Annotated in this window: 11 protein-coding genes; 8 read left to right on the forward strand and 3 right to left on the reverse strand. The window is 39.0% G+C overall.

Going from position 1 to position 12,148, the window contains the following annotated elements; translation table 11 throughout:
* The first annotated feature begins 90 nt into the window (after window positions 1-90).
* The 8 genes from BUW93_RS05305 (at window position 91) to argH (ending at window position 8,622) form a co-directional block, all read left to right on the forward strand.
* The gene (locus BUW93_RS05305; RefSeq protein ID WP_081209897.1) at window positions 91-1,278 is read left to right on the forward strand and encodes an argininosuccinate synthase; all 1,188 of its coding nucleotides are present in this window, start codon (window positions 91-93) and stop codon (window positions 1,276-1,278) included.
* Window positions 1,275-2,237, forward strand: coding sequence for an N-acetyl-gamma-glutamyl-phosphate reductase (argC, locus tag BUW93_RS05310; RefSeq protein ID WP_081209899.1), 963 nt, complete (start codon window positions 1,275-1,277; stop codon window positions 2,235-2,237). Before BUW93_RS05305 ends, argC begins: the two co-directional genes overlap by 4 nt.
* A 173-nt stretch (window positions 2,238-2,410) precedes the next feature.
* Complete coding sequence (gene proC / locus BUW93_RS05315) at window positions 2,411-3,205, forward strand: pyrroline-5-carboxylate reductase (RefSeq protein WP_081209901.1); 795 nt, start codon at window positions 2,411-2,413, stop codon at window positions 3,203-3,205.
* A gap of 2 nt (window positions 3,206-3,207) precedes the next feature.
* On the forward strand, window positions 3,208-4,335 hold the full coding sequence (locus BUW93_RS05320; RefSeq protein WP_081209903.1) for an aspartate aminotransferase family protein: 1,128 nt from the start codon (window positions 3,208-3,210) through the stop codon (window positions 4,333-4,335).
* A gap of 90 nt (window positions 4,336-4,425) precedes the next feature.
* Window positions 4,426-5,400 (forward strand): N-acetylornithine carbamoyltransferase, encoded by a 975-nt coding sequence (locus tag BUW93_RS05325; RefSeq protein WP_081210231.1) that lies wholly within the window; start codon window positions 4,426-4,428, stop codon window positions 5,398-5,400.
* A gap of 46 nt (window positions 5,401-5,446) precedes the next feature.
* The gene (argB, locus tag BUW93_RS05330; protein WP_081209905.1) at window positions 5,447-6,226 is read left to right on the forward strand and encodes an acetylglutamate kinase; all 780 of its coding nucleotides are present in this window, start codon (window positions 5,447-5,449) and stop codon (window positions 6,224-6,226) included.
* Window positions 6,226-7,296, forward strand: a complete 1,071-nt coding sequence (locus BUW93_RS05335) for a M20 family metallo-hydrolase (protein WP_081209907.1) — start codon at window positions 6,226-6,228, stop codon at window positions 7,294-7,296. Before argB ends, BUW93_RS05335 begins: the two co-directional genes overlap by 1 nt.
* 48 nt (window positions 7,297-7,344) lie before the next feature.
* Window positions 7,345-8,622: an argininosuccinate lyase gene (gene argH, locus BUW93_RS05340; RefSeq protein WP_081209909.1), complete on the forward strand. Its 1,278-nt coding sequence runs from the start codon at window positions 7,345-7,347 to the stop codon at window positions 8,620-8,622.
* Window positions 8,623-8,848: 226 nt separating this feature from the next.
* Here the strand turns inward: argH and leuB are convergent, their stop codons facing one another.
* The 3 genes from leuB to leuC form a co-directional block, all read right to left on the reverse strand.
* Window positions 8,849-9,964 (reverse strand): 3-isopropylmalate dehydrogenase, encoded by a 1,116-nt coding sequence (gene leuB, locus BUW93_RS05345; protein WP_081209911.1) that lies wholly within the window; start codon window positions 9,962-9,964, stop codon window positions 8,849-8,851.
* A 150-nt stretch (window positions 9,965-10,114) separates the two neighbouring features.
* Window positions 10,115-10,729, reverse strand: coding sequence for a 3-isopropylmalate dehydratase small subunit (leuD, locus tag BUW93_RS05350; RefSeq protein ID WP_081209913.1), 615 nt, complete (start codon window positions 10,727-10,729; stop codon window positions 10,115-10,117).
* A complete protein-coding gene (gene leuC, locus BUW93_RS05355; RefSeq protein ID WP_081209915.1) occupies window positions 10,730-12,112 on the reverse strand; it encodes a 3-isopropylmalate dehydratase large subunit in 1,383 nt (460 codons plus the stop codon).
* Between the last annotated feature and the right edge of the window lie 36 nt (window positions 12,113-12,148).

The raw sequence follows: 12,148 nt of genomic DNA on the forward strand, positions 1-12,148 counted from the left end.
AAGGATTAAACCATCCCGCAAGCCTTTCAGGGAGGAGAAATATAAAATATTAGTGAATTCGTGGCGAACCCCACGATTTAAATTAAAAAAATGAAAAAAGTAGTTATAGCATATAGTGGAGGTTTAGATACTTCCTACTGCGCAAAATATTTATCTAAAGAAGAAAATTTTGAAGTCCATGCGGTAAGTGTGAATACCGGTGGATTTTCAGAAGAAGAAGTGAAGAAAATTGGAGAAAACGCGCAAAAAATAGGGGCAAAGACCTATAAGAATATTGATGCAGTTTCCTCATTTTATCAAAAAGTGGTGAAATATTTAATCTATGGGAATGTCTTAAAAAACAATACCTATCCGCTTTCGGTGAGTGCTGAACGAATTGTACAGGCCATAGAGATTGTGAATTACGCAAAAAGTATTGATGCTAAATATATTGCCCATGGCAGTACCGGGGCGGGAAATGACCAGGTAAGGTTTGATATGATCTTTCAAATCATCGCGCCTGAAATACAGATCATCACGCCCATAAGAGACAAACAACTCAGCAGACAGGAAGAGATCGAATATTTGCAGAAAAACGGAGTGGAGATGAACTGGGAAAAGTCGAAATATTCGGTAAACAAAGGACTTTGGGGTACCAGTGTTGGCGGCGCCGAAACATTGACTTCAGAAAAACCACTTCCTGAAAGTGCTTATCCCTCCCAACTTCAGGAGAAAGAATCAAAACAAATAAGCTTGAGTTTTACCAAAGGAGTGCTTTCTGCAGTAAATGGGAAAGAAAATACTCCGGAGAAGAATATTGAAATCCTGGAAAATATCGCTTCAAAGTATGCCATTGGCAGGGACATTCACGTGGGTGACACCATTATAGGAATTAAAGGCAGGGTTGGGTTTGAAGCCGCTGCCGCAATTATCACGATTAAAGCTCATCATTTGCTTGAGAAGCACACTTTAAGCAAATGCCAGTTGCAGCATAAGGATTATATGGCCAATTGGTATGGTACGCATTTACACGAAGGTCAGTACCTCGACCCTGTGATGAGAGATTTGGAGGCATTTTTAGAAAGTTCACAAAAGCAGGTTAGCGGAGAGGTTTTTATCACTTTGCATCCTTACAGATTCACTTTAGACGGAATTAAATCTGAAAATGATTTAATGAATTCCAGCTTCGGAAATTATGGCGAAGAAAATAAAGCCTGGACTTCCCAGGATGCTAAAGGATTTATAAAAATTCTTTCGAATGCTGGCAAGATCTACCAATACGTTAAAGCAGAAAAATGATAAAAGCAGGAATAATAGGTGGCGCCGGTTATACGGCCGGGGAACTCATCAGGATTTTGATAAACCATCCAGAGGTTGAGCTGGACTTTGTTTATAGCACCTCTCAACCGGGGAAACCTGTGGCAGGAGTGCACCAGGATTTACTGGGTGAAATCGATTTGCAGTTCAGCGGGGAGATCAATAAAAATGCAGATGTGGTTTTTCTATGTCTGGGACACGGAAATTCTATAAAATTCCTTGCTGAAAATCAGTTTTCGGAAAAAACAAAAATTGTAGATCTAAGTACCGATTATCGAATGAATGGAGAACATGCGTTTGTGTATGGGTTGCCTGAATTCAATAAAGAAAAGATCAAAAAAGCTGATTTTATTGCAAATCCCGGATGTTTTGCAACGGCTATTAGTCTAGCAATTTTGCCGCTTGCAAAAGCCGGATTGTTGCAGAATGAAGTGCATATCAATGCGGTAACCGGAGCAACCGGAGCTGGGACTTCACTTTCGGCTACTACGCATTTTACCTGGCGAGATAATAATTTCTCCAGTTATAAAGCATTTGAACATCAGCATTTAAATGAAATAGGGCAGAGTTTAAAAAAGTTACAGAATAATAAGCTACCGGAAATAAATTTTATTCCAAACAGGGGGAATTTTTCCAGGGGAATCCACGCAACTGCCTACACAAAATTTGAAGGAACTTTGGAAGAAGCCAAGGCGATTTATTCTGAAGCCTATAAAGATTCGGTTTTTACGTTTGTGGTAGAGGAAGAGCTGCATTTAAAACAAGTAGTAAATACGAATAAATGTTTGCTGAAATTACAGAAATTTGGGAATAAAATTTTAATCACCAGTGTGATTGATAATTTGCTGAAAGGTGCTTCGGGGCAGGCCGTTCAAAATATGAACTTGATGTTTGGTTTAGAAGAGACTTCAGGCTTGAAATTAAAAGCGAGTTATTTTTAATGAAATAGCCACGAATATAAAACGTCATTACGAAAGCAGTGAAGTAATCTTTTTATCAATTAACAGATTGCTTCTCCCGATAAAAATCGGGATCGCAATGACGAGTATTATAAAGAATGTATTACGGATGATTCGTGAATTCGTGGCAAGAGTAACCAATTAAAACCAAAAATATGAAAATAGCAATCATAGGAGCCGGAAACCTTGGGCTTTCCATAGCCAAAGGCCTTATTGTGAACAATGCGTTTACCACGCTTTATCTCACAAAACGAAAGATCGAGAAGCTTCAGAATTACGAAGAATATTCAAAGGTAACAGTAACTAACGATAACCGGGAAGCTGTTCAAAATTCAGATATCCTTGTTTTCGCGGTTCAACCTACGCAAATGGAGCGAATTCTGGAAGAGATAAAAGATCAGCTTACCGAGAAGCATGTGCTTATTTCTACCGTAACAGGCTTTAAGATCGCTGCTATGGAAGCCATTGTTGGTAAGGATCAGTTTATTGTGCGTTCAATGCCTAACACGGCAATTGCAGTGGGTAAATCAATGACCTGTCTTTGTAGCAACGAAAAAGGTGAAAAACGTATCGCTATTGCTGAGGCTATTTTTAATCGATTGGGTACAAGTATTATTATTCCGGAAAACAAGATGCAGGCGGCTACGGTAATTTGCGCCAGTGGAGTCGCTTTTTGGATGCGATTGATTCGCGCTACCACCCAGGGCGCTGTGCAACTTGGTTTTGATGCCAAGGATGCACAGCAGCTGGCTATGCAAACCTGTTTGGGTGCTTCCAGTTTACTTATAGAATCTGGTAAACACCCTGAAGAGGAAATTGATAAGGTGACGACACCACGGGGTTGCACAATAGAAGGCTTAAATGAGATGGAACACAACGGCCTTAGTTCTTCCTTGATAAAAGGAATCCAGGCTTCTTTCAAGAAAATTAACACCATTACAACCGACTAACTATGGAATTATTTGATGTTTATCCGCTTTATGATATCACTCCGGTGAAGGGAAAAGGCGCCTATGTTTTTGATAAAGAAGGAAATAAATACCTGGATCTTTATGGCGGCCACGCGGTAATTTCTATTGGACATTCCCATCCTGCTTATGTGAATTCTATTTCTAAGCAGGTTGCGGAACTGGGTTTTTATTCTAATTCGGTTAAAAATCCGTTACAACAAAAACTTGCCGACGGGCTGGAAAAACTTTCAGGAATAGAAGATTATAGCCTGTTTTTATGTAATTCGGGAGCTGAGGCCAATGAAAATGCGCTTAAAGTAGCTTCTTTTCATACCGGGAAAGATCGCGTGATCTATTTTGAAAATGCTTTCCACGGAAGAACTTCAGGAGTGGTTGCGGTGACCGACAATGAAAATATTAAAGCTTCATTCAATCAACATCATCAAGCGACGAAAATTGCTTTTGAAGATACTGATACGCTTGAAAAAGAGTTGAAAAAAGGCGACGTGGCTGCGGTTATTTTTGAAGTGATCCAGGGCGTTGGAGGACTCGATGAAGCTTCTACAGAATTTTATCAAAAAACCGCTGAATTGTGTAAAAAATATAATTCAGTTTTAATTGCAGATGAGGTACAGTCGGGTTATGGGAGGACAGGAGATTTTTTTGCTTTTCAGAAACACAATATTCGACCTGATATCATTTCCATAGCGAAAGGAATGGGCAATGGGTTTCCAATTGGCGGAGTCTTAATCGATAAAGCTATTGAAGCAAAACCCGGAATGCTGGGAACTACTTTTGGTGGGAATCACCTGGCCTGTGCCGCGGGGATTTCGGTTTTGGAGGTTATTGAAAAAGAAAATCTTCTGAAAAATGCCAGTGAACTTTTTGAATATGTAAAAGGGAAAGCGGCAGAAATTCCGCAGATCAAAAAAATCAAAGGTCGCGGATTAATGATTGGTTTAGAATTCGATTTTGAGATCGCACAAATAAGAAAAGAGCTATTGTATAAACACCAAATTTTCACAGGAGCCTCGGCCAATAAAAAATTGCTAAGAATTTTACCGCCACTAAATATAAAAAAGAAACATTTTGATGAGTTATTTAAAGCTTTAAAGATTGTTCTTAATTAAACATTTCTGCAAAGTTTTATAAACCCTGTAGGAATAAGGGAAATTAAAACCTTCAAGGTCTTGTAGACCTTGAAGGATAAAACGCTAAATATGAAAAATTACACAGAATTATCAGATATAAAAGATTTACAGCAATTAATTACCGAAGCGCTAGAGCTGAAAAAAAGCACATCTACTTTAGAAATCGGTAAAGGAAAAACCCTTGGAATGCTGTTTTTTAATCCCAGTTTACGTACGCGTTTAAGTACTGAAAAAGCAGCGAAATTGTTGGGAATGGAAGTAATGGTGATGAATGCCGGTAGCGATAGCTGGAAGTTGGAGTTTGAAGCTGGGGCGGTAATGGATTCCGATAAAGCCGAACACATTAAAGAAGCGGCAGCGGTGCTTTCGCAATACTGCGATATCATCGCAGTACGAGCGTTTCCTGATTTAAAAGACAAAGAAAAAGATGAGGCTGAGACGGTATTAAATAGTTTTAAAAAATATGCTTCTGTACCTGTTGTAAATTTGGAAAGTGCTACGGGCCATCCCCTGCAGGCACTTACCGATGCAATTACTATTTCAGAATTAAAGAAAAAAGACAGGCCAAAAGTTGTACTTAGCTGGGCGCCGCACCCAAAAACCTTACCGCAAAGTGTACCCAATTCTTTTGCTGAAATTATGCAAAATCTGGATGTTGATTTTGTGATCACCAACCCTGAAGGCTATGATCTAAATCCAAAAATCACTAAAAATGTTTCGGTTATTCACGATCAGGCTGAGGCTTTAAAAGATGCCGATTTCGTGTATGTAAAAAATTGGAGTAGCTATGAAAGTTACGGACAGAAACTGAGTGAGGATCGAAACTGGACTTTTTCTGCAGAAAAATTAAAATTAACCAATAATGCAAAAGTGATGCATTGTTTGCCGGTAAGAAGAAATATGGTAATTGCCGATGAGGTATTGGATTCAGAAAACTCGGTGGTGATTCAACAGGCGGGAAACAGAACTTTTGCTGCTCAGGCGGTTTTGAAAAGAATTTTAGAAGAAAAAGTGAAAGCAAAAGATTTAGGGAAGAATGCTTAAACAGTATTCAGTTTCATCGTACTCTAATGGACGGAATTAAGGAAATATGAAAAACAAGGTTTTAAAAGTTGTAAAAATAGGAGGGAAGCTTATTGAAGATGAATCCAAATTCGCTGAATTCCTGAATGATTTTGTGGCTTTGCAAGGCCCGAAGATCCTGGTTCATGGTGGGGGAAACCTGGCTACCGAAATTGCAGGAAAACTCGGTTATAAAACCCAAATGTTTGAAGGGCGAAGAATCACCGATGAAGATTCGATTAAGGTGATCACTATGGTTTATGGAGGCTTTATCAATAAAAATATTGTTGCTAAACTTCAGGGGCTTCAAACCAATGCAATTGGTTTAAGTGGTGCAGACGGGATGAGCATTGTTTCCAAAAAACGCCCTGTAAAGGAAGTCGACTTTGGTTTTGTAGGAGATGTGGAGAAGGTTAATTCAGAATTTATAAATTCACTTTTAGAACAAAATATTACGCCGGTTTTTTCGGCTATTTCCTGTACAGAAGCTGGTTTGCTGTTAAACACAAATGGTGATTCTGTTGCCGCGGAAATCGCCAAAGCGATGAGCGCTATATATGAGACTGAACTTTATTTCTGCTTTGAGAAAAAAGGTGTGCTGGCTAATGCCGAAAACGATGATTCGGTGATTGAAGAAATTACCAGTGAAAAATACCAGGAATTACTTGAAGAAAAAATAATAAGCGATGGGATGCTCCCTAAGTTGCACAACAGCTTCAAGGCTTTGGAAAGTGGTGTTAAGAATATTTTCCTGGGAGATTTCAGACTATTGAAAAAAGAATCAGTTTATACTAAAATCACGGATTAATGAAGCTCGAAGAATTACAAAAGGAGGCCCTGGATTTACTAAAGAATCTTATTGAGACTCGATCATTCTCAAAGGAAGAAGATAAAACAGCCGAATTACTGGAAGACTGGTTCAGGACTAAAGAGATAAGCTTTTATCGGCATTTGAACAATGTTTGGGCTACCAATAAATATTTTGATCCGGCTAAACCAAGCTTGTTGCTTAATTCACATCACGATACGGTAAAACCAAATTCAGCATATACCCGTGATCCATTTGAAGCTAAAATTGATGGCGGCAAATTATATGGTTTGGGTAGTAACGATGCTGGTGGCTGTCTTGTTTCTTTACTTGCAACTTTCAGCTGGTTCTTCGAGGAAAAGGAACTGAAATATAACCTGATTTTTGCGGGAACTGCTGAGGAGGAAATAAACGGGAAAAACGGTATTGCATGTCTGTCACCTAAAATGCCAAAAGTTGATGTTGCTATAGTTGGTGAACCGACCTTAATGCAAATGGCAATTGCCGAAAAAGGCCTGGTAGTTTTTGATGCTACAGTAAAGGGAACTCCTTCACACGCCGCTCATCCCAATGATAATAATTCCATTTATAAAACGGCGGAAGTTTTAAAATGGTTTCAGGAATTTGATTTTCCGAAGGAATCTGAAACCCTGGGGAAAGTAAAACTTACGGTAACCCAAATCAATGCCGGTAGCCAACATAATGTAGTGCCTGGCCATGTAGACCTGGTGATAGATGTTCGGGTGAATGATGCGTATTCCAACGCTGAAATTGAACAAATTTTAAAGAAAAAAGCTCCGGTTGATGAAATAACTGCACGCTCGCTTCGGTTGAATTCTTCTTCAATTCCGAATAATCATGAGTTAGTAAAGGCTGGAGTTGCTTTAGGAATGGAAACTTACGGTTCGCCTACACTTTCAGACCAGGCGATGTTAAGCTGTCCTTCTTTAAAATTAGGTCCGGGAGATTCAACCAGATCACATTCCGCAGATGAATTTATTTATGTAAAAGAAGTAGAAGAGGGAATTGAGAAGTACATTAAATTGCTGGATAAAGCTTTAAAAAAATAATATCGCAATCACGGGTTTTTATACCTGTGGAGTAAAAAAAGATAAAGTATGAAACTCTGGGATAAAGGAATATCAATTGATAAAAAGATCGAAAAGTTTACGGTGGGAAATGACCGGGAGCTTGACATGCACCTTGCCGAATATGATTTAAAAGCTTCAAAAGCTCACGCAAGAATGTTAGGGAAAGTTGGTATTTTGACTTCAGAAGAAGTGAAAAGTATAGAAGTAGAATTAGCAAAACTTCAGCAGCAACTTGAATATGGAAGTTTTGAGATTGAAGAGGATTTTGAAGATGTACATTCCAAGATCGAATTTGAACTAACCAAAGTCCTGGGCGATACCGGGAAGAAGATCCATACCGCCCGCTCCAGGAACGACCAGGTGTTGGTAGCTATGCAGTTGTATTTCAAAGAAAACTTGAAAAGTATCTCTGGAAAAACCAAGCAATTAATAGATGTTCTTTTAGGCTTTGCAGATAAACATCAGGAGAAACTTCTTCCCGGATATACGCATTTGCAGGTAGCGATGCCTTCAAGTTTTGGATTATGGTTTTCAGCTTACGCAGAATTACTTATCGACGATCTTTATTTACTAGAAGCCGGGCTAAAGGTTGTAGATCAAAATCCCTTAGGTTCTGCAGCAGGTTATGGCTCTTCTTTTCCTATAGACCGGGAATTCACCACCAAAGAGTTAGGGTTTTCTACTTTAAAATATAATGTAGTAGCTGCGCAATTGGGACGTGGAAAATGTGAGCGAACAGTGACTTCTAATATTTCATCAGTAGCAAATACACTGTCTCGTTTCGCGATGGATATTTGTTTATATATGAGTCAGAATTTCGATTTTATCACATTCCCCGATGAACTTACCACCGGCTCCAGCATTATGCCACACAAGAAAAATCCTGATGTTTTTGAATTGATTCGTGGTAAATGCAACAAGTTACAGAGCATTGCTAACGAGATGATTTTAATTACCAATAATTTACCAAGCGGTTATCATAGAGACTACCAACTGATCAAAGAAAACAGCATTTATGCGGTAGAAAATATTAAAGAGATCTTGGATGTTTTTATTCACTCCATCGCTTTAATTAAGGTGAAGGATATCAATTTACAGGATGAAAAATATAAATATCTTTTTACGGTAGATAGTATTAACGATTTGGTGATGCAGGGAAAATCTTTTAGAGAGGCTTATCAAATAATAGGTGGCCAGGTGCAGGAAGGAACTTATGAAGCTTCTGAAGGTAAAAAGCATTCGCATTTGGGCAGTAAAGATAATCTTGCTTTAGCCGAAATTAGGAGAAAAAAGGATGCGGTTTAGATATTTGAATTTTTATGTGAGTATAGAACAATAAGATCCCGACTTCAGTCGGGATAGTTCTACCAAAATTAAAACAATATAAGACCCCGATTTTCATCGGGGTTAATTCAACTAAGACCTGGTGGAAATTTATTTAAATTCCCATCAGGTCAAGTTTCATTAAAAAACCCTCCGCAAAACCACACGAAATGCGAAGGGTTCAAAACATAATTGAAGAAAAATAATCTTAAATAATAGTCATTTGCCCAAGGTTTAGGTTCTCGTTGTTGATACTAATATTATCAACTTCACTGATAAGTCCCTCAAGGAAATCACCCACTTTTTCTGTGGTATAATGGTTATCTTTGTTAATGTCTATAGTACAAACATTTAGTTTGATACTAAGTTCCACCGCCTTTTTTACTGCCTCAGCTTCATCTACCAAACCGAAATGTTCTAAAAGCATTGCAGCCGATAAAATGGAGGCAACAGGGTTTGCAATTCCTTTACCGGTTGCCTGCGGATAGGAACCGTGAATAGGTTCAAACATTGCGTTTTCTTTTCCTACAGATGCCGATGCCAATAACCCGATACTACCGCCAATTACACTAGCTTCATCTGAAAGAATATCGCCAAACATATTTTCGGTAAGAATTACATCAAATTGAGTTGGGTTAAGAATCATTTGCATTGCTGCGTTGTCTACAAAAAGGAAGTCCAAGGCTACATCTGGATATTCTTCCCCAATTTTAGTCACTGTTTTTCGCCATAACCTTGAAGTTTCTAATACATTGGCTTTATCTACCAGCGTTAATTTTTTAGAACGTTGTTGTGCAGCTTTAAAGGCCAGGTGTGCCATTCTGGAAATTTCTTCGACAGAATAGGTGCAAACATCGGTGGCGCTTTGGCCGTCTTCAGCCGTAAACTTATCGCCAAAATATATCCCGCCGGTAAGTTCCCGGTAAATAACCATATCTGCCCCGGCAATGCGATCGGCCTTTAATGGCGATTGTTCAATAAGTTTATCATAAGCTTTTACGGGTCTAATATTGGCAAAAAGCCCAAGGCCTTTTCTTAGCTGTAAAAGTCCCTGTTCGGGTCTAACTTTTGCATCTGGATCATTGTCATATTTTGGATGTCCTATAGCCCCAAATAACACAGCATCAGATTTCTTGCACAATTCCAGCGTAGCTTCAGGTAACGGATTGTTCAGCAAATCAATTGCTGCCGCACCTACCAAGGCGTCTTCAAACTGAAAGTGGTGATCAAAACGATCTGCTACAGCTTTCAAAACTTTAACTGATTGCTGTGTGATTTCAGGACCTATCCCGTCTCCGGGCAAGACTGCTATTTTTAATTTCATTTTTCTTCTTCTTTATGTGTGGTTATTTTTTAATACTTCTAAAAGCTTTTGATTGTGTCATCCTGAATTTATTTCAGGATCTAAGTTCTTTTGGTTGTTTTATCATGTTTGAAGCTGAAACAAGTTCAGCTCGACGAAAACGATTATAAACTACAAGGGTGTGGTCGCTTGCAGGTTTTGTGATCTTTTCTGTTCATATTCTTTTATCGCATCCAGTTTACTTACCAGAAAATCTATATCATCAAAACCATTGAGCATACAGGTTTTCTTGTACGGATCTATTTCAAAGCTTTCTGAAATATTTTTCTTCGGAATACTAATTTTCTGAGCTTCCAGATCTACCTTAATTTCTATGGAAGTATCTTTGGTGATTTCAACAAAAAGCTGCTCCAAAAACTTGGGACTTACCTGAACCGGAAGCAGACCATTATTAAGAGCATTTCCTTTGAAGATATCGGCAAAATAACTGGAAACAACTACTTTGAATCCGTATGCTTTAATTGCCCAGGCCGCGTGTTCCCGGCTGGATCCGCAACCAAAATTATCTCCTGCTACTAAAATAGATCCTTTATATTCCGGTTTGTTTAAAACAAATTCGGGATGTGGTTCGTCGTTATTATCAAAACGCCAATCCCGAAACAGGTTTTCTCCAAATCCCGCTTTATCGGTTGCTTTTAGAAATCTTGCAGGAATTATCTGGTCGGTATCTACGTTTTCTATTTCTAAAGGAACCGCTGTATCGGTTAAAGTGATAAACTTTTCCATTTAATTTAAGTGTTTTGTAAAGTCGGTTAATTTTCCTGAAACAGCTGTGGCCGCTGCAGTTAACGGACTTGCTAATATTGTTCTGGAACCCTGTCCCTGTCTTCCTTCAAAATTTCGGTTACTGGTAGAAACACAGTATTCTCCGGTAGGAATTTTATCGTCGTTCATCGCTAAACACGCGGAACATCCCGGTTGTCTAAGCGTGAAACCGGCATTTTCGAATACTTCGCGAAGGCCTTCTGCTTCAATTTGTGCGGCCACCTGGCGTGAACCCGGTACAATTAAGGCATTTACATTTTTCGCTTTTTGTTTACCTTTTATATAAGCTGCTGCCTGTCTAAAATCCTCGATTCTTGAGTTAGTACAGCTTCCGATGAAAATCCAATTAATAGGTTTTTCCAATAAAGATTCTCCGGGCTTAAAGCCCATATAAGCCAAAGCTTTAGCGTCGCTTTTTCCACCTTCCATGGGGATTGCACCTGTGATTTTAATTCCCATCCCCGGATTTGTTCCGTAAGTGATCATCGGTTCAATATCTTCGGCATCGAATGAATATTCCTGATCAAATTCAGCGTCTTCATCGGTTTTTAGAGTTTCCCAGTAAGCTTTTGCCGATTCAAATTCTTCACCTTTCGGTGCGAATTCTTTGCCCTTTACATATTCAAACGTCGTTTCATCTGGAGCTATAAGTCCTCCACGAGCACCCATTTCAATGCTCATATTACAAACCGTCATGCGGCCTTCCATAGACATTTCTTCGAATACATTTCCGGCATATTCGCAGAAGTATCCTGTTCCAGAATTAGTTCCCAGTTTGCTTATGATATAAAGAATCACATCTTTTGGTAAAACCCCTTTTTTAGGTTTTCCATTTACGTTTACACGCAATTTTTTAGGTTTTTGAACCAAAACACACTGGCTGGCAAAAACCTGAGAAACCTGGCTGGTGCCAATTCCAAAAGCAATAGTGCCAAATGCTCCGTGAGTAGAGGTATGGCTGTCACCACAAACCATTGTCATTCCCGGTTGGGTAATCCCAAGTTCAGGTGCCATTACATGAACAATCCCATTATAAGGATGGCCAAGACCGTAAAGCGTAATATTATTTTCTTCGCAATTTTGGGTTAATTCCTTAAGTTGCTTTCTGGACAATAAATCTTTAACCGGTAAATGTTGATTTTCAGTGGGTGTATTATGGTCGGCCGTAGCAACAATCTGATCTGGTCGGAAGACCGAAATGTCACGTTCCTTTAGCTCGTTAAAGGCCTGCGGACTCGTGACTTCGTGAATTAGGTGTTTATCGATATATAAAATATCGGGCCCATAGGGTATAGATTCTACCACGTGAGCGTCCCAAATTTTATCGAATAAAGTTTTCTTCATTTGTTTATAAATTCAATCCCATCCCGGGAATTCATC

It is taken from the genome of Salegentibacter sediminis, assembly GCF_002078605.1.
In the GTDB taxonomy this organism is placed as follows: Bacteria; Bacteroidota; Bacteroidia; order Flavobacteriales; family Flavobacteriaceae; genus Salegentibacter; species Salegentibacter sediminis.